Annotated in this window: 19 protein-coding genes; 11 read left to right on the top strand and 8 right to left on the bottom strand. The window is 56.5% G+C overall.

Annotated features, from left to right (window positions below):
* The first annotated feature begins 259 nt into the window (after positions 1 to 259).
* The 5 genes from frdA (at position 260) to AFK63_RS01090 (ending at position 4,210) form a co-directional block, all read left to right on the top strand.
* Positions 260 to 2,050, top strand: a complete 1,791-nt coding sequence (gene frdA / locus AFK63_RS01110; protein WP_038867472.1) for a fumarate reductase (quinol) flavoprotein subunit — start codon at positions 260 to 262, stop codon at positions 2,048 to 2,050.
* Positions 2,043 to 2,789: a succinate dehydrogenase/fumarate reductase iron-sulfur subunit gene (locus tag AFK63_RS01105; RefSeq protein WP_038867470.1), complete on the top strand. Its 747-nt coding sequence runs from the start codon at positions 2,043 to 2,045 to the stop codon at positions 2,787 to 2,789. Before frdA ends, AFK63_RS01105 begins: the two co-directional genes overlap by 8 nt.
* The gene (frdC, locus tag AFK63_RS01100) at positions 2,789 to 3,184 is read left to right on the top strand and encodes a fumarate reductase subunit FrdC (RefSeq protein WP_038867468.1); all 396 of its coding nucleotides are present in this window, start codon (positions 2,789 to 2,791) and stop codon (positions 3,182 to 3,184) included. Before AFK63_RS01105 ends, frdC begins: the two co-directional genes overlap by 1 nt.
* Positions 3,185 to 3,194: 10 nt before the next feature.
* Positions 3,195 to 3,554, top strand: coding sequence for a fumarate reductase subunit FrdD (frdD, locus tag AFK63_RS01095; RefSeq protein ID WP_038867465.1), 360 nt, complete (start codon positions 3,195 to 3,197; stop codon positions 3,552 to 3,554).
* Between the two features lie 122 nt (positions 3,555 to 3,676).
* Positions 3,677 to 4,210, top strand: coding sequence for a lipocalin family protein (locus tag AFK63_RS01090; RefSeq protein ID WP_038867498.1), 534 nt, complete (start codon positions 3,677 to 3,679; stop codon positions 4,208 to 4,210).
* Here AFK63_RS01090 and sugE read toward each other — a convergent pair.
* Positions 4,207 to 4,524, bottom strand: coding sequence for a quaternary ammonium compound efflux SMR transporter SugE (gene sugE, locus AFK63_RS01085; RefSeq protein ID WP_038867463.1), 318 nt, complete (start codon positions 4,522 to 4,524; stop codon positions 4,207 to 4,209). The two genes, AFK63_RS01090 and sugE, sit on opposite strands and share 4 nt — an antisense overlap.
* A gap of 278 nt (positions 4,525 to 4,802) precedes the next feature.
* Here sugE and AFK63_RS01080 point away from each other — a divergent pair, with 278 nt between their 5' ends.
* The gene (locus AFK63_RS01080; RefSeq protein WP_038867461.1) at positions 4,803 to 5,408 is read left to right on the top strand and encodes a response regulator transcription factor; all 606 of its coding nucleotides are present in this window, start codon (positions 4,803 to 4,805) and stop codon (positions 5,406 to 5,408) included.
* Positions 5,409 to 5,445: 37 nt separating this feature from the next.
* On the opposite strand, the gene ecnB is transcribed toward AFK63_RS01080, so the two are convergent.
* The 3 genes from ecnB to efp all read right to left on the bottom strand — a co-directional run bounded on the left by ecnB (position 5,446) and on the right by efp (position 6,448).
* On the bottom strand, positions 5,446 to 5,592 hold the full coding sequence (ecnB, locus tag AFK63_RS01075; protein ID WP_004386070.1) for a lipoprotein toxin entericidin B: 147 nt from the start codon (positions 5,590 to 5,592) through the stop codon (positions 5,446 to 5,448).
* Between the two features lie 102 nt (positions 5,593 to 5,694).
* Positions 5,695 to 5,826: an entericidin A/B family lipoprotein gene (locus AFK63_RS19975; RefSeq protein WP_071603781.1), complete on the bottom strand. Its 132-nt coding sequence runs from the start codon at positions 5,824 to 5,826 to the stop codon at positions 5,695 to 5,697.
* A 55-nt stretch (positions 5,827 to 5,881) separates the two neighbouring features.
* Complete coding sequence (efp, locus tag AFK63_RS01070; protein WP_004386068.1) at positions 5,882 to 6,448, bottom strand: elongation factor P; 567 nt, start codon at positions 6,446 to 6,448, stop codon at positions 5,882 to 5,884.
* A 40-nt stretch (positions 6,449 to 6,488) separates the two neighbouring features.
* Here efp and epmB point away from each other — a divergent pair, with 40 nt between their 5' ends.
* On the top strand, positions 6,489 to 7,517 hold the full coding sequence (gene epmB, locus AFK63_RS01065; RefSeq protein WP_038867459.1) for an EF-P beta-lysylation protein EpmB: 1,029 nt from the start codon (positions 6,489 to 6,491) through the stop codon (positions 7,515 to 7,517).
* 144 nt (positions 7,518 to 7,661) lie between these two features.
* On the opposite strand, the gene AFK63_RS01060 is transcribed toward epmB, so the two are convergent.
* The 4 genes from AFK63_RS01060 to AFK63_RS01045 all read right to left on the bottom strand — a co-directional run bounded on the left by AFK63_RS01060 (position 7,662) and on the right by AFK63_RS01045 (position 10,764).
* Positions 7,662 to 8,015, bottom strand: coding sequence for a DUF4156 domain-containing protein (locus AFK63_RS01060; RefSeq protein ID WP_038867456.1), 354 nt, complete (start codon positions 8,013 to 8,015; stop codon positions 7,662 to 7,664).
* A gap of 151 nt (positions 8,016 to 8,166) precedes the next feature.
* On the bottom strand, positions 8,167 to 9,810 hold the full coding sequence (gene groL / locus AFK63_RS01055; protein WP_038867453.1) for a chaperonin GroEL: 1,644 nt from the start codon (positions 9,808 to 9,810) through the stop codon (positions 8,167 to 8,169).
* Positions 9,811 to 9,858: 48 nt separating this feature from the next.
* Positions 9,859 to 10,152: a co-chaperone GroES gene (locus AFK63_RS01050; RefSeq protein ID WP_004387018.1), complete on the bottom strand. Its 294-nt coding sequence runs from the start codon at positions 10,150 to 10,152 to the stop codon at positions 9,859 to 9,861.
* A 135-nt stretch (positions 10,153 to 10,287) separates the two neighbouring features.
* Positions 10,288 to 10,764 carry an FxsA family protein gene (locus AFK63_RS01045; RefSeq protein ID WP_038867450.1) on the bottom strand — a complete coding sequence of 159 codons (477 nt, stop codon included), beginning with the start codon at positions 10,762 to 10,764 and terminating at the stop codon, positions 10,288 to 10,290.
* Positions 10,765 to 11,101: 337 nt separating this feature from the next.
* Between AFK63_RS01045 and aspA the strand changes: the two genes are divergently transcribed.
* From aspA to AFK63_RS01025, 4 genes are all read left to right on the top strand, one after another.
* The gene (gene aspA, locus AFK63_RS01040) at positions 11,102 to 12,538 is read left to right on the top strand and encodes an aspartate ammonia-lyase (RefSeq protein ID WP_038867448.1); all 1,437 of its coding nucleotides are present in this window, start codon (positions 11,102 to 11,104) and stop codon (positions 12,536 to 12,538) included.
* A gap of 112 nt (positions 12,539 to 12,650) precedes the next feature.
* Entirely contained in the window at positions 12,651 to 13,952 is a 1,302-nt protein-coding gene (locus AFK63_RS01035) for an anaerobic C4-dicarboxylate transporter (RefSeq protein ID WP_038867445.1), read from the top strand.
* A 125-nt stretch (positions 13,953 to 14,077) separates the two neighbouring features.
* A complete protein-coding gene (gene cutA / locus AFK63_RS01030; protein ID WP_038867443.1) occupies positions 14,078 to 14,425 on the top strand; it encodes a divalent cation tolerance protein CutA in 348 nt (115 codons plus the stop codon).
* Entirely contained in the window at positions 14,401 to 16,146 is a 1,746-nt protein-coding gene (locus AFK63_RS01025; RefSeq protein WP_038867432.1) for a protein-disulfide reductase DsbD, read from the top strand. Before cutA ends, AFK63_RS01025 begins: the two co-directional genes overlap by 25 nt.
* Positions 16,147 to 16,169: the final 23 nt, after the last annotated feature.

Raw genomic sequence — 16,169 nt, 5'->3', positions numbered from 1 at the left:
ATCGCGTTCGCCAGACAAATTTTGCGCAGTTTTTTCCTGCGAAGAGGCCAATTTTCCGTTTTGTGAGCTACTTCATCAAGCGGGCTGATAAAAGCCGTCGTAACGCCCCAAAAAATCGAACACATCAAATTTCCCCTTTAGGGGTACGGTTATACTCAGCTACCCAAAAAGGAGCAGGGGAACGCTTTACCCCCGCGCAGCCCCGAGTTTTCGCCTTTGTTACCGCGCGGTGGGAATAACTAAAACCCGGAGGAATGTCGTGCAAACTTTTCAAGCCGATCTCGCCATTATCGGTGCCGGCGGCGCGGGACTGCGGGCCGCCATTGCGGCGGCCGAGCGCAATCCCAACGCTAAAATCGCACTGATTTCAAAAGTCTACCCAATGCGCAGCCATACCGTTGCGGCCGAAGGCGGCTCGGCGGCGGTCGCGCAGGATCATGACAGTTTTGAGTATCACTTCCACGACACCGTCGCTGGTGGCGACTGGTTGTGCGAGCAGGACGTGGTCGACTATTTTGTGAAGCACTGTCCGCGCGAGATGACCCAGCTTGAACAGTGGGGCTGCCCGTGGAGCCGCCGCCCGGATGGCTCGGTCAACGTCAGGCGCTTTGGCGGCATGAAAATCGAGCGTACCTGGTTTGCCGCGGATAAAACCGGCTTCCATATGCTCCACACGCTCTTCCAGACTTCCCTGCAATTCCCGCAAATTCAGCGCTTCGACGAGCATTTCGTCCTCGATATTTTAGTGGACGACGGTCAGGCGCGCGGCCTGGTCGCGATGAACATGATGGAAGGCACGCTGGTGCAAATCCGGGCCAACGCGGTCGTGATGGCGACCGGCGGCGCGGGACGCGTTTACCGCTACAACACCAATGGCGGCATCGTCACGGGCGACGGCATGGGCATGGCGCTCTCACACGGCGTTCCGCTGCGCGATATGGAATTCGTACAATATCACCCGACGGGCCTGCCCGGCTCCGGCATTCTGATGACGGAAGGCTGCCGCGGCGAAGGCGGCATTCTGGTCAATAAAGACGGCTACCGTTACCTGCAGGATTACGGCATGGGCCCGGAAACTCCGCTCGGCGAGCCGAAAAACAAATATATGGAGCTTGGGCCGCGCGATAAAGTCTCGCAGGCGTTCTGGCACGAATGGCGCAAAGGCAACACGATTGCCACACCGCGCGGCGATGTGGTCTATCTCGACCTGCGCCATCTCGGCGAGAAAAAGTTGCTGGAGCGGCTGCCGTTTATCTGCGAACTGGCGAAAGCCTACGTGGGCGTCGACCCGGTGAAAGAGCCGATTCCGGTGCGCCCGACGGCGCACTACACCATGGGCGGCATCGAAACCGACCAGCGGTGTGAAACCCGCATTAAAGGGCTGTTCGCCGTGGGCGAATGCTCATCTGTTGGGCTACACGGCGCTAACCGCCTTGGCTCAAATTCGCTTGCGGAGCTGGTGGTATTTGGCCGCCTCGCAGGCGAACAGGCGATGGATCGCGCAATGGCCGCGTCACCCGCCCGCGACAGCGCGCTGAGCGCGCAAACAGCGGATATCGAAGCGCGCCTGCATAAGCTTATCAACCAGGAAGGCAATGAAAGCTGGGCGAAAATTCGCGACGAGATGGGGCTTTCAATGGAAGAAGGCTGCGGCATCTATCGTACGCCGGAGCTGATGCAGAAAACCATGGATAAACTCGCAGAGCTGCAGGAGCGCTTCAAACGCGTGCGCATCAGCGACACTTCCAGCGTGTTCAACACCGATCTGCTCTACACTATTGAGCTTGGTCATGGGCTTAACGTCGCCGAATGCATGGCGCATTCCGCCATGGCGCGTAAAGAGTCGCGCGGCGCGCACCAGCGTCTGGATGAAGGCTGCACCGAACGCGATGATGTTAACTTCCTGCGCCACACTCTCGCCTTCCGCGACGCTGACGGCACCACCCGTCTGGATTATAGCGACGTAAAAATTACCACTCTGCCTCCGGCGAAACGCGTGTATGGCGCAGAATCGGAAGCGGCTGATAAAAAGGAGACGGCGAATGGCTGAGATGCAAACGCGGCGCATCGAAGTGGTGCGTTATAACCCGGAAACCGACCACGCGCCGCACAGCGCATTTTATGACGTGCCCTGGGATGAACAGACCTCGCTGCTGGACGCGCTGGGCTATATCAAAGACAACCTGGCGCCGGACTTAAGCTACCGCTGGTCGTGCCGCATGGCGATTTGCGGCTCCTGCGGCATGATGGTCAATCGCGTACCGAAACTCGCCTGCAAAACGTTTCTGCGTGATTACCCTTCCGGCATGAAAGTCGAAGCGCTGGCGAATTTCCCAATCGAACGCGATTTAGTGGTCGATATGACCCACTTTATCGAAAGTCTGGAGGCGATTAAGCCATACATCATCGGCAACCCGCGCACGCCAGAACAGGGGCCAAACACCCAGACGCCCGCGCAGATGGCGAAATACCATCAGTTTTCCGGCTGCATCAACTGCGGGCTGTGTTATGCCGCGTGCCCGCAATTCGGGCTGAACCCGGAGTTCATCGGCCCGGCGGCCATTACGCTCGCGCACCGCTATAACCTCGACAGCCGCGATAAGGGCCAGAAGGCGCGTATGCCGCAACTTAACAGCCAGAACGGCGTCTGGACCTGTACGTTCGTCGGTTATTGCTCGGAAGTCTGCCCGAAACATGTCGACCCGGCCGCCGCTATCCAGCAGAGCAAAGTGGAGAGCTCGAAGGATTTCTTAATCGCCATGCTGAAACCCGGCGCAAGGAGTGAATAATGACCTCGAAACGTAAGCCTTATGTACGGACGATGGAAGCCAGCTGGTGGAAAACGCTGCCATTCTACCGCTTTTACATGCTACGCGAAGGCACATCCGTGCCCGCAGTCTGGTTCAGTATCGTGCTGATTTATGGTCTGTTCGCGCTAAAACATGGCCCGGAGAGTTGGGCCAACTTTGTGGGTTTTCTGCAAAACCCGATTGTCGTGTTGCTCAACGTTATCACGCTGCTTGCGGCGCTGCTGCATACCAAAACCTGGTTTGAGCTGGCGCCGAAAGCCGCCATCGTGGTAGTGAAAGACGAAAAAATGGGGCCTGAACCGGTCATCAAGGCGCTTTGGGGCGTGACGGCGCTCGTCACGGTGGTCGTATTGTTTATCGCCCTGTTCTGGTAAGGAGGAGATCGTGATTAATCAACACCCGAAACGTTCCGACGAGCCGGTATTCTGGGGGCTGTTTGGCGCAGGCGGCATGTGGTGCGCGGTTGTCGCGCCGGTTATCGTCCTGCTGGTGGGCATCCTGCTGCCGCTCGGCATCGGGCCCGAAGGCGCGTTCAGCTATGAACGCGTCCTGGCGTTCGCCCAGAGCTGGGTTGGCCGTCTGTTTCTGCTACTGATGATTGTGCTGCCGTTGTGGTGCGGGCTGCACCGCATTCATCACGGCATGCATGATTTGAAAGTACATGTTCCCGCCGGCAAATGGGTTTTCTACGGCCTCGCCGCCATTCTGACGGTCGTCACGCTGATTGGCGTTATCACGCTCTGACGCCCTCGCGCCGCTTCTTCGCAAGCGGCGTATTCCCTCCACTATTTCGCTTTCGCACAATTACAAAAGCTCAACAGGCATCTACACTTAGCATTAAAAAACAGAAGGATCCCGCCATGCGTATTCGACTACTCCCTGTTGTTGCTACCGTCGCGACTGCGGCACTGCTGGTCGCCTGTAGCACACCCACGCCGCCGCGCGGTGTCACGGTCGTGGAAGATTTCAACGTCAACCGTTACCTCGGCACCTGGTATGAGATTGCCCGCTTCGACCATCGCTTTGAGCGCGGTCTGGAACAGGTTACCGCTACCTACAGCCTGCGCGGCGACGGCGGGCTGAACGTCATTAACCGCGGTTTTAATCCTGACCGCAATAAATGGCAGCAGAGCGAAGGCAAAGCCTATTTCACCGGCAATACGCACCGCGCCGCGCTGAAAGTCTCGTTCTTCGGCCCGTTCTATGGCGGCTACAACATTATTGCGCTGGATAAGGATTACCAGCATGCGCTGATTTGCGGGCCGGATCGCAGCTATCTGTGGATCCTCTCCCGCACGCCTACCATCAGCAAGCAAGTGAAAGAGGATCTGTTGGATACCGCCACCCGTCAGGGCTTCGCGGTGGAGAAACTGATCTGGGTAGACCAGCGCGCCCGTTAGTGGGTGCTGAGTTTAAGACCGACGATCCCCGCGACGATAAGCCCCAGGCTCACCAGACGCGCGGGGCTTGCCGACTCGCCTAACAGCAGAATGCCAGTGATAGCCGCGCCGACCGCGCCGATGCCCGTCCAGATGGCATAGGCCGTACCGGTCGGCAGGCTTTTCATCGCCCACGAGAGCAGCACAATGCTGACGATCATCGCCGAAACGGTGATGAGACTGGGTACAAGACGGGTAAAACCGTGGGTATATTTCAGGCCGACGGCCCAGACAACTTCCAGAAGACCGGCGATTAACAGAACGAACCAGGACATACTCAGCTCCAGGTTTGCGGGGCCGTCCCCGTTCAACGTGACGCGCTTGCAGGTCGTCCCACAAGGCCAGGTGATTAAAACGCCGCGATCATCCCTTCTTAGCGCACATTTTGCAACCGTGTTTTTCCTAAACCAGCGGATCCTCACGGGTTAAGCCAGGAAATAGCCGCGATTGTGCGCGTACATCACGGGTTCAGTTAGCAATAAATCTTCCTATGATGAAACACTTTCCTGCTGGCTACAGCAGGTGCATCTTTCTCTCCATAATGAATCCGAGCATGTATAAAATTTTACTGGTTGACCGCTGTCATTTCAGCCGTACCGGGCTCGAAAGCTGGCTCAATCACTCCGAAGATTTCGCCGCGCCGTTCCACGTGACGGCAACCGATCATTTACTGCGTGCGCGCGAGCTTCTTATGCAGTGGCAACCCAATATGGTGATTGCCGATCTTCACGGGTTTATGGGAGATGTTCATCACGTAAATCAGTTCTCCTCCATCTTTGCAGCCTGCGGCAACACCACGCGTCTGATCCTGCTGCAAAGCGGCGTATCGGACGTGCTGGACGATTATTGCTCGCAGCAAATCACCTGGCGCATTGCGAATAAAACTATCGGGCTGCGCGAACTGGGGCAATTGATTAGCAAAGCGCTGATGTCGCGTCCGCCATTTGGTGAGCCGAAAAGCATTACGCCATTACTGACGCTGCGCGAAGAGCGCATTCTGGAATGGTGGGGCGTGGGAATGAGCAATGAGGAGATTGCGCGCAAAATGGGGATCGCCGTCAAAACGGTTTACACCTATAAACGCAATATTCGCATGAAACTCGGCGCTGATAACCGCTTTTCGCTGTTCGTGCCGCTGCCGGAGATGTGCGTAAGATAACGGTACGACGCCAGGCGGAGCCGTACCGTCGTCATCATTACTGCGATGCGCGGGTTGCCGCGCCGGAGATCGCGCTGCCGCCGTCCTGAATATCTTCGCCCACGCCACGAGTGGTGTTACAGGCCGTCAACAGTGAAGAAAGGACCAGTGCTGAAAAGAGCGCCGCAATTGTTTTCTTAACCATAATCTCTTCCTTTTATTGCCTAAGTTATTTGTGTATAGCCATTTAAGCATAGACAAAAACTGACACACTGGCGGAAGGCAACGGTTTTTAGGAACAGAGGAACTATTTTGCCGCGCGCTCAATCGCGCCGCCAAGATGCCGGATATCTTCGCCAAAGCCGCGAGCCGTATTGCAGGCGCAGGCAAGCGAACAGAGCAACAAAACAAGAAACGGACGTAACAGCGGGGTTTTCATCGTGATCCCTGTAACCTGCGACGTGGCGCAACCACGCCGCAGACAACAGTCGGAATTATTTTACGCGGGAAACGTATTCACCAGAGCGGGTGTCCACTTTGATGACTTCGCCGATCTGGACGAACAGCGGAACTTTAACCACAGCGCCGGTAGAAAGCGTCGCCGGTTTGCCGCCGGTACCCGCGGTATCGCCTTTCAGGCCCGGATCGGTATCAACGATTTCCAGCTCCACGAAGTTCGGCGGAGTGACAGAGATCGGCTGGCCGTTCCACAGGGTCACGATGCACTCAGCCTGATCCAGCAGCCATTTGGCGTTGTCGCCTACGGCTTTCGCGTCAGCCGCCAGCTGTTCGAAGGTTTCGTTATTCATGAAGTGCCAGAACTCACCGTCGTTGTAGAGGTAAGTCAGGTTCATATCCACAACGTCTGCGCCTTCTGCGGAGTCGGTGGATTTAAAGGTTTTTTCTACGCGGGAACCCGTCAGCAGACGGCGCAGCTTAACGCGCGCGAACGCCTGACCTTTACCCGGTTTAACGAATTCGCTGGATTCAACGGCGTACGGTTCGCCGTCCATCATGATTTTAAGACCGGCACGAAAATCGTTGCTAGAATAAGTCGCCATAAGGCCCTCTGAAATTGTTAACTGGTAGCTAAGCCACAAAATGGCGCATATTGTAACCCTAAATCCCCCATCCAGAGAAGATTGGTTATCGCAACTTGCCGATGTTATCACCGATCCCGATGAGCTCCTGCACCTTCTCAATATAGATACTGACGAAGAACTGCTTGCCGGACGCGACGCGCGCCGCTTATTTGCGTTGCGCGTACCGCGGGCGTTCGTCGCGCGCATGGAGAAAGGCAACCCGCAGGATCCGCTGCTGCGACAGGTGTTGACGTCGCGTGAAGAGTTCGTGGCGGCGCCCGGTTTTACCACCGATCCGCTTGAAGAGCAAAACAGCGTGGTGCCAGGGCTGCTCCATAAGTATCACAACCGTGCGCTATTACTGGTGAAAGGCGGCTGTGCGGTGAACTGCCGCTACTGCTTCCGCCGGCATTTCCCGTATGCCGATAACCAGGGCAACAAGCGTAACTGGCAGGCCGCGCTGGACTACATCGCCGCGCATCCGGAACTGGATGAGATTATATTTTCCGGCGGTGACCCGCTGATGGCGAAAGATAATGAGCTGGAGTGGCTGGTGGCGCGCCTTGAGGCGATTCCTCACTTAAAACGCCTGCGTATTCACAGTCGCCTGCCGATCGTTATCCCGGCGCGTATTACCGACGGTCTGGTCCGGTTACTCGGCGAGACGCGGCTGCAGGTGCTGCTGGTTAACCATATCAATCACGCGCAGGAAATTGACGACGCCTTTCGCGCCGGTATGGCAAAGCTGCGGGCGGCAGGCGTAACGCTGCTGAACCAGAGCGTGCTGCTGAAGGGCGTAAATGATAACGCCGCGACGCTTGCGGCGCTCAGCAATGCGCTGTTCGATGCGGGCGTGATGCCCTATTACCTGCATGTGCTGGATAAAGTCCAGGGCGCGGCGCATTTTATGGTGAGTGACGACAAGGCTCGGGCGATTATGCGCGAGTTGTTATCGCTGGTATCGGGTTATCTGGTGCCAAAACTGGCGCGTGAAATCGGCGGTGAACCGAGCAAAACGCCGCTTGATTTGCAGTTACGACAGAGCTGATTTTCGGCATCACATCATACAAAACGGTGACGCTTACCCACCCTACCGTTTTTTAACGTCGCCACTTTTTCTGGGTGAGGCGGGCAAGCGCGAGCGCACCCGCCTTTTTTATTTCAGATACCCGTTAGTGCTTCTGAATTCTGATTAATTTGGGCACTTATACACCTGACCGACCATTTTGCTGGACGTGGGAACAAAGCTTGAAAGCAGGTTCTGGGTCGGGCTGCTTACACCGTAAAGCACGTTTCCGCCCATTTCGGCAGCCTGATTACGCAGATCGTTCGCCGCGCCGCGCATGGAGCCGCCCTCTTCGCCGTGCTGGCCGGAAAGCCAGTTGCTCTGCTCGCCGGTCGCGGTGCCAAGCAAGCGGCACTCTTTACCTGGCTGCTCTTCGACAAAACGCACGTTCTGGCCTGCGGCAGAGAGTGAATTACCGTTGCTGCATCCCGCCAGCAGCAGCGCTGCGACAACCATTCCTGTAGTGACTTTCAAGCGCATGTTATTCCCCATTATGAAGAGCTGGTGATAGCCTGGGCTTCGTATGCCCGGTAAGACCTTATACTAAAAAGATGACCAAAAGAAAAACCCCGGCCATTGCTGACCGGGGTTTCAACACACTACATCATTAAAGATGTAAGGTGGTGGGCAATTACATCATGCCGCCCATACCGCCCATGCCGCCCATACCTGCAGCGCCTAAGTCGGCTTTATCTTCTTTCGGCAGGTCAGTAACCATGCACTCGGTGGTGATCATCAGGCCAGCCACAGAGGACGCGTACTGCAGCGCAGAACGGGTTACTTTGGTCGGATCCAGGATACCCATGTCGATCATGTTGCCGTATTCTTCGGTCGCCGCGTTGTAACCGTAGTTACCGTCGCCCGCTTTCACGTTGTTAGCAACAACAGACGGCTCTTCACCAGCGTTGGATACGATCTGACGCAGCGGAGCTTCCATTGCGCGCAGCGCAACTTTGATACCCACGTTCTGGTCTTCGTTCTGGCCGGTCAGCTCGGTCAGTTTCGCCGCAACGCGTACCAGCGCTACGCCGCCACCAGCCACCACGCCTTCTTCCACCGCAGCACGGGTCGCGTGCAGGGCGTCTTCAACGCGGGCTTTTTTCTCTTTCATTTCAACTTCGGTCGCCGCGCCAACTTTGATAACCGCAACGCCGCCTGCCAGTTTCGCTACGCGCTCCTGCAGTTTTTCACGGTCGTAGTCAGAGGTCGCTTCTTCGATCTGCTGACGGATCTGACCTACACGGCCCTGGATTGCGGATTCGTCGCCCACGCCATCGATGATGGTGGTGGTGTCTTTGTTGATAACCACGCGTTTCGCCTGGCCCAGATCTTCCAGGGTGGCTTTTTCCAGTTCCATACCGATCTCTTCAGAGATAACGGTACCGCCGGTCAGGATAGCGATATCCTGCAGCATGGCTTTACGACGGTCGCCGAAGCCCGGTGCTTTTACCGCAGCCACTTTCACGATGCCGCGCATGGTGTTCACAACCAGGGTCGCCAGCGCTTCGCCTTCAACATCTTCAGCGATGATCAGCAGCGGTTTGCCTGCTTTTGCCACGGCTTCGAGAACCGGCAGCATTTCGCGGATGTTGGAGATTTTTTTGTCAGCCAGCAGGATGAACGGGCTTTCCAGTTCAACAGCGCCAGTTTCCGGCTTGTTGATGAAGTACGGAGACAGGTAGCCGCGGTCGAACTGCATACCTTCAACCACATCCAGCTCGTCCTGCAGACCGGTGCCTTCTTCAACGGTGATAACGCCTTCTTTACCCACTTTCTCCATCGCTTCGGCAATCAGTTTGCCCACGGTTTCGTCGGAGTTCGCGGAGATGGTGCCGACCTGAGCGATAGCTTTAGAGTCAGAGCACGGTACGGAGAGCGCTTTCAGCTCTTCAACAGCGGCGATAACCGCTTTATCGATACCGCGTTTCAGGTCCATCGGGTTCATGCCAGCCGCAACGGCTTTCAGACCTTCAGTGATGATAGCCTGAGCCAGTACGGTTGCGGTGGTGGTACCGTCGCCTGCCGCGTCGTTCGCTTTGGAGGCTACTTCTTTCACCATCTGGGCGCCCATGTTTTCGAACTTGTCTTCCAGCTCGATTTCACGTGCTACAGACACGCCGTCTTTAGTGATAGTCGGCGCACCGAAAGATTTGTCCAGTACCACATTACGGCCTTTCGGGCCCAGGGTAACTTTCACTGCGTCTGCCAGTACGTTTACGCCGCGCAGCATTTTCACACGAGCGTCGTTACCGAATTTTACGTCTTTAGCTGCCATATCGTTATTTCCCTTAAATTCGTACGTTCAGTTTGTTCGCGCGTGAGATTACGCTTCAACAATTGCCAGAATGTCGCTTTCAGACATGATCAGCACTTCCTGATCGTCCAGCTTCTCGGTTTTTACACCATAGCCATCGTTGAAAATGACGATGTCGCCGACTTTCACATCCAGCGGCTTCACTTCGCCGTTTTCAAGGATGCGGCCATTGCCAACAGCCAGCACTTCACCACGAGTAGATTTACCCGCGGCAGAGCCGGTCAGAACGATGCCGCCAGCAGATTTAGATTCAATTTCTTTACGCTTGACGATCACGCGATCATGCAATGGACGAATATTCATTGATAGCTCTCCTTTGAGAAAGTCCGTATCAGTTAGGGATTGAGCCGGCCCGTTAAGGTTTCCGGCTGGTGCCCAGAGAGATGGGGTTGGGGTTTTCCCCCTTCAAGGGGGGAAAAGAAAAAATTTTTGGATTTTTTATCGCGAGTCGCGATCGTGGTCTTCGAGGCGCTTCGGACCGTCATCTTTGCGCTGGTATTCGCCGTCAAAGGTATTCCCGCCCTGCGAAGAGGCGCCAAATCCCCCTCCCGGCGTACGGCTAAAGCGCAAATGCGGCATCAGGCGAAGAGTAATGAGTTTCTGCACTGGCGGCAGCAATAACAGCAGGCCCAGGAAGTCAGTAAAAAAGCCAGGCAACAGCAGCAGCAGACCGGCGATAATCAGCGACACGCTTTTCAGCATTTCCGCCGCCGGGCTCTCACCCGCCGCCATTTTCTGCTGCATCAGCATCAGGTTTTTAAAGCCCTGGTTGCGTACCAGCGACATCCCGATAACCGACGTAAAAATCACCAGCAGTAAGGTCAGAAAAACGCCGAACACATGCGCCACCTGAATAAAGATGGAAATTTCAATGTAGATGTAAAGAAAGAAGGCGATAAAGGGTATCCAGCGCACCGGGTTCTCCTGTAAAAAGCAGGCGCCTTCTGGCGCCTTAGAAATAGATGTGCAAACGCATATACACTGAGATGGAGACGCCTTAGTCAAAGTTCAATCACTTTGCACGGACATTTTTTCTGGAAATTTTTAAGCGGTGACATATTTCACAGTTTAATAATTGTCGTCAGGCGCGCCCGGGAATAAGTGATCCAGGTTACGGCTTTTCGCTATCATCAGCATATGATCGTGGGCACCAGACCGATTAAGGACATAAATGTCGGTCATTTTACTTCCATAACCACATATATCCTGTGAGTTTGGTGCAATCTTAGTCAGCTTAAGTAAGAAGGTTCACATGTTAAACAACATTCGTATCGAAGAAGATTTGTTGGGTACCAGGGAAGTTCCAGCGGATGCCTACTATGGTGTTCATACTCTGCGAGCGATTGAAAACTTTTACATCAGCAACAGCAAAATCAGCGATATCCCTGAATTTGTTCGCGGCATGGTGATGGTGAAAAAGGCGGCAGCGCTGGCCAACAAAGAGCTGCAGACCATCCCACGCAAAGTTGCCGATACGATTATCGCGGCCTGCGATGAAGTGCTGAACAACGGAAAATGCATGGATCAGTTCCCGGTGGACGTCTACCAGGGCGGCGCGGGCACATCCGTGAATATGAACACCAACGAAGTGCTGGCGAATATTGGTCTTGAGCTGATGGGCCACCAGAAAGGGGAATATCAGTTCCTCAACCCCAACGATCATGTGAACAAATGCCAGTCTACTAACGACGCCTACCCGACGGGCTTTCGCATCGCGGTTTACGCCTCTATCGTCAAGCTGGTCGACGCGATTAAAGAGCTGGGCGAAGGCTTCCAGCGCAAGGCCGTAGAATTTGAAAACATCCTTAAAATGGGCCGCACTCAGTTGCAGGACGCCGTGCCGATGACGCTTGGTCAGGAGTTCCACGCGTTCACCGTGTTGCTGAACGAAGAAACTAAAAACCTGCTGCGTACGGCGGAATTGCTGCTGGAAGTGAACCTCGGCGCGACCGCGATCGGCACCCGTCTGAACACCCCGGACGGCTACCAGCAGCTGGCGGTGCAGAAACTCGCGGAAGTGAGCAACCTGCCGGTCGTCCCGGCGGAAGACCTGATTGAAGCGACCTCTGACTGCGGCGCTTACGTGATGGTGCACAGCTCGCTCAAGCGCCTGGCGGTAAAACTCTCCAAGATCTGTAACGACCTGCGCCTGCTCTCTTCCGGCCCGCGCTCTGGCCTGAACGAAATCAACCTGCCGGAACTGCAGGCGGGCTCGTCCATCATGCCCGCCAAAGTGAACCCGGTAGTGCCGGAAGTGGTAAACCAGGTCTGCTTTAAAGTGATCGGCAACGACACCACCGTTACGATGGCGTCTGAAGCGGGTCAGTTACAGCTCAACGTCATGGAGCCGGTTATCGGCCAGGCGATGTTCGAGTCCATCCACATCCTGACTAACGCCTGCTACAACCTGCTGGAAAAATGCGTCAACGGCATTACCGCCAATAAAGAGGTGTGCGAAGGCTACGTTTACAACTCTATCGGTATCGTCACCTATCTCAACCCGTTCATCGGCCACCACAACGGCGATATCGTCGGGAAGATTTGCGCCGAAACCGGTAAGAGCGTGCGTGAAGTGGTGCTGGAGCGCGGCCTGCTGACGGAAGCGGAGCTGGACGACATCTTCTCTGTCCAGAACCTGATGCATCCGGCTTACAAAGCAAAACGCTATACCGATGAAAGCGAACAGTAATCCCCTTTCGGGGTACACTAAAAAGGCACGTCTGCGGACGTGCCTTTTTCGTTTAATGGATACCAAATTATAACTTTTAATTATCCAATAATTAACCATCAAGGAAGCCATCATGATAGTTGTCGAACTTATCATCGTTTTACTGGCGATTTTTCTTGGCGCCAGGCTGGGGGGAATCGGCATAGGTTACGCCGGCGGGCTGGGGGTGCTGGTGCTCGCCGCCATCGGGGTTAAACCCGGTAATATTCCTTTTGACGTTATCTCTATCATCATGGCGGTGATCGCCGCCATCTCCGCGATGCAGGTCGCAGGCGGGCTGGATTTCCTGGTGAACCAGACGGAAAAGCTACTGCGCAAGAACCCGAAATACATCACGATCCTGGCACCGGTAGTCACCTATTTTCTGACCATTTTCGCCGGCACCGGCAACATCTCGCTGGCTACCTTGCCGGTTATCGCCGAAGTCGCGAAAGAACAGGGCGTGAAGCCTTGCCGCCCGCTCTCGACCGCCGTCGTCGCCGCGCAGATCGCCATTACCGCCTCGCCGATTTCCGCCGCCGTGGTGTATATGTCGTCTGTAATGGAAGGGCACGGCGTCAGCTACATTCATCTGCTGATGGTCGTGATGCCGTCCACGCTCGCCGCCGTACTGGTCATGTCGTTTCTGGTTTCCGTGCTGTTTAACTCAAAGCTGTCTGACGATCCGGTTTATCAGAAGCGCCTGTCGGAAGGATTAATTGAGCTGCGCGGCGACAAGCAGGTTGAAATCAAACCGCGTGCCAAAACGTCCGTCTGGCTGTTCCTGCTGGGTGTGGTCTGCGTGGTGGCTTACGCCATTATCAACAGCCCAAGCCTGGGTCTGGTGGCGAAACCGTTAATGAACACCACCAGCGCTATCCTTATCATCATGCTGAGCGTTGCAACGCTTATCACGCTTATCTGCCGCGTGGAAACCGACAGCATTCTGAACTCCAGCACATTTAAAGCCGGGATGAGCGCCTGTATCTGTATTCTTGGCGTGGCCTGGCTTGGCGACACGTTCGTTTCCCATAATATCGACTGGATCAAAGCGACCGCAGGCAGCGTGATTCAGGGCCATCCGTGGTTGCTGGCGCTGATTTTCTTCGTCGCCTCGGCGCTGCTCTACTCGCAGGCGGCCACAGCTAAAGCGCTGATGCCAATGGCGCTGGCGCTCAACGTCTCGCCGCTGACTGCCGTGGCCTCGTTCGCCGCCGTGTCCGGCCTGTTTATTCTGCCGACCTATCCGACGCTGGTGGCCGCGGTCCAGATGGATGACACCGGCACGACCCGTATCGGGCGTTTTGTTTTCAACCATCCGTTCTTTATTCCCGGCACGCTCGGCGTCGTGTTGTCGGTCTGCTTCGGCTTCCTGCTCGGCAGCGTACTGCTGTAACGCCTTTTCGGGGCGCTGCGGCGCCCCTTTTCCTGCGCCAAAACCCACGCTTACACTCCGTCGCTAACGCGCGCTCTCCGCCCGTTGTATAGTAACCGTTTGAACGTTTCAGGCAGGAGGGCTCTATGCTGGATGAAAATACCGTTACTCACGCCGCGCCGGAGGCGGTCGTCGTGCTTTGCACCGCGCCGGACGAAGCCACCGCGCAGGATCTGGCGGCCAAAGCGCTGGCGGAAAACCTCGCCGCCTGCGTCACGCTGCTGCCGGGCGCGACCTCGCTCTACTACTGGGAAGGGAAACTGGAGCAGGAGTACGAAGTGCAGATGGTGTTGAAAAGCGACACCGCGCGCCAGCAGGCACTGCTGAGGTGTCTGAAAACCCATCATCCTTACCAGACGCCCGAACTGCTTGTCATACCTGTCATTCACGGAGACGAAGACTACCTCTCATGGCTCAACGCATCCTTACGCTGATCCTGCTTTTTTGCAGCCTCCAGGCCTCCGCTGGCCTTTTCAGCCAGCAACACGCCTCACAATTTGTTCCTGCAGACCAGGCCTTTGCATTCGATTTTCAGCAGCAGCAAGACGACCTGACGCTGACCTGGCAGATTAAGCCCGGTTACTACCTCTACCGCCAGCAGATCCGCGTGACGCCCGCGAACGCGCGCGTCGCCTCCCCCGCGCTGCCCGCCGGCGAGTGGCATGAAGATGAGTTCTTCGGCAAAAGCGAGATTTACCGTGACCGCCTCAGCGTGCCGCTTACGGTAGAGCAGGCATCGACGGGCGCGATGCTGACCGTCACCTACCAGGGCTGCGCCGACGCTGGCTTTTGTTATCCCCCCGAAACGCGCAGCGTGCCATTGAGCGCGGTTGAGCCGCACGACAGCGCTGACGCCCCCCCGGTTCCTGCCGAAAAGCGTGCGGAACCTGATGCCAGCCAGTCCCTTTCCCCCATGGGGGACAAGGAGGGAAGAAAGGCCGCCACGCTGCCCTTCTCCGCCCTCTGGGCGCTGCTGATTGGCATCGGCGTCGCCTTCACGCCCTGTGTGCTGCCCATGTATCCGCTGATCTCCGGCATCGTGCTTGGCGGCGAGAAACGTCTTTCGACCGGGCGGGCATTGCTGCTGGCGTTTGTCTACGTTCAGGGTATGGCGCTGACCTACACCGCGCTGGGGCTGATTGTCGCCGCCGCCGGGCTGCAATTTCAGGCAGCGTTGCAAAGCCCGTGGGTGCTGGTAACGCTCTCGGTGGTATTTATCCTGCTGGCGCTCTCCATGTTCGGGCTTTTCACGCTGCAACTGCCCGCGTCGCTGCAAACGCGCCTGACGCTAATGAGCAACCGCCAGCGCGGCGGCTCGCCAGGCGGCGTCTTTGCGATGGGCGCGATTGCCGGGCTTATCTGCTCGCCCTGCACCACCGCGCCGCTCAGCGCCATCCTGCTTTACATCGCCCAAAGCGGCAATCTGTGGCTTGGCGGCGGCACGCTTTATCTGTACGCGCTCGGCATGGGCCTGCCGCTGGTGCTAGTGACTGTGTTCGGCAACCGTCTGCTGCCGAAAAGCGGGCCGTGGATGGAGCAGGTAAAAATCGCGTTCGGCTTTGTTATCCTCGCTCTGCCGGTGTTTCTGCTGGAGCGCGTGTTAGGCGAGCCGTGGGGATTGCGGCTCTGGAGCGCACTTGGCGTCGCGTTCTTCGGCTGGGCGTTTATTACGAGCCTCAGCGCCGTTAAACCCTGGATGCGCGCGGTACAAATTGTGCTGCTGGGCGCCGCGCTGATTTGCGCCCGTCCGCTGCAGGACTGGGCCTTCGGCGCGCCCACGGCAGAAACGCAGGCGCATCTGAACTTTACGCGCATCGCTACGGTGGGCGATCTCGACCGGGCGCTGGCGCAGGCGAAAGGCAAACCGGTCATGCTCGATCTCTACGCCGACTGGTGCGTCGCCTGCAAAGAGTTTGAGAAATACACCTTCAGCGCGCCGGACGTGCAGCGCGCGCTCAACGGCGCCGTGCTGTTACAGGCCGACGTAACCGCCAATCGCGCGGCGGATGTCGCGCTGCTGAAGCGCCTTAACGTCCTCGGGTTGCCCACCATTATTTTCTTCGATGCACAGGGCAACGAAATCGTGAACGCCCGCGTCACCGGCTTTATGGACGCGCCCGCATTCACCACGCATTTGCACAATCGCCTGCGGTAAACAACACTTGGGTGGGAGAAACC

This window comes from Cronobacter muytjensii ATCC 51329, from assembly GCF_001277195.1.
GTDB lineage: Bacteria > Pseudomonadota > Gammaproteobacteria > Enterobacterales > Enterobacteriaceae > Cronobacter > Cronobacter muytjensii.
Note: the sequence above shows the minus strand (reverse complement) of the source record. Positions and strands in the feature narration are given on the sequence as shown.

Coding starts and splice junctions, on each gene's coding strand:
- groL (WP_038867453.1), bottom strand. CDS start 9,810: ATGGCAGCTAAAGACGTAAAATTCGGTAACGACGCTCGTGTGAAAATG.
- cutA (WP_038867443.1), top strand. CDS start 14,078: ATGCTGGATGAAAATACCGTTACTCACGCCGCGCCGGAGGCGGTCGTC.
- AFK63_RS01035 (WP_038867445.1), top strand. CDS start 12,651: ATGATAGTTGTCGAACTTATCATCGTTTTACTGGCGATTTTTCTTGGC.
- AFK63_RS01080 (WP_038867461.1), top strand. CDS start 4,803: ATGTATAAAATTTTACTGGTTGACCGCTGTCATTTCAGCCGTACCGGG.
- aspA (WP_038867448.1), top strand. CDS start 11,102: ATGTTAAACAACATTCGTATCGAAGAAGATTTGTTGGGTACCAGGGAA.
- efp (WP_004386068.1), bottom strand. CDS start 6,448: ATGGCGACTTATTCTAGCAACGATTTTCGTGCCGGTCTTAAAATCATG.
- AFK63_RS01050 (WP_004387018.1), bottom strand. CDS start 10,152: ATGAATATTCGTCCATTGCATGATCGCGTGATCGTCAAGCGTAAAGAA.
- AFK63_RS19975 (WP_071603781.1), bottom strand. CDS start 5,826: ATGAAAACCCCGCTGTTACGTCCGTTTCTTGTTTTGTTGCTCTGTTCG.
- frdC (WP_038867468.1), top strand. CDS start 2,789: ATGACCTCGAAACGTAAGCCTTATGTACGGACGATGGAAGCCAGCTGG.
- ecnB (WP_004386070.1), bottom strand. CDS start 5,592: ATGGTTAAGAAAACAATTGCGGCGCTCTTTTCAGCACTGGTCCTTTCT.
- AFK63_RS01060 (WP_038867456.1), bottom strand. CDS start 8,015: ATGCGCTTGAAAGTCACTACAGGAATGGTTGTCGCAGCGCTGCTGCTG.
- sugE (WP_038867463.1), bottom strand. CDS start 4,524: ATGTCCTGGTTCGTTCTGTTAATCGCCGGTCTTCTGGAAGTTGTCTGG.
- AFK63_RS01025 (WP_038867432.1), top strand. CDS start 14,401: ATGGCTCAACGCATCCTTACGCTGATCCTGCTTTTTTGCAGCCTCCAG.
- AFK63_RS01105 (WP_038867470.1), top strand. CDS start 2,043: ATGGCTGAGATGCAAACGCGGCGCATCGAAGTGGTGCGTTATAACCCG.
- epmB (WP_038867459.1), top strand. CDS start 6,489: ATGGCGCATATTGTAACCCTAAATCCCCCATCCAGAGAAGATTGGTTA.